A 297-nucleotide genomic window follows, 5' to 3' on the forward strand; every position below is an offset into this window, starting at 1 on the left:
CTGAGCCAGGATCAAACTCTCCAAAGAATTTGATATAGCTCTTAAATTGACGAAGCTTGCGCTTCATTCAAAAATTGTAAAACTTTTTTTGCCTCATCGTTCAGTTTTCAAAGACCAAAAAAATAAATGGTCGGGAAGACAGGATTCGAACCTGCGACCCCTTGGTCCCAAACCAAGTGCTCTACCAAGCTGAGCTACTTCCCGTTAAAATGGTGCACCCTGAGAGATTCGAACTCCCGGCCTTTAGATTCGTAGTCTAACGCTCTATCCAGCTGAGCTAAGGGTGCATATGGTGCG

The 297-nt window shown here is 44.4% G+C and carries 2 tRNA genes; both read right to left on the reverse strand.

Features of this window, described 5'->3' with window-relative positions:
* Positions 1-127: 127 nt before the first annotated feature.
* Positions 128-204, reverse strand: a tRNA-Pro gene (locus tag KOG47_RS14690).
* 6 nt (positions 205-210) lie between these two features.
* Positions 211-287: transfer RNA gene (locus KOG47_RS14695), tRNA-Arg, on the reverse strand.
* Positions 288-297: the final 10 nt, after the last annotated feature.

The sequence above is a fragment of the Exiguobacterium sp. s121 genome, assembly GCF_018617245.1.
GTDB classification, from domain to species: Bacteria; Bacillota; Bacilli; order Exiguobacteriales; family Exiguobacteriaceae; genus Exiguobacterium; species Exiguobacterium profundum.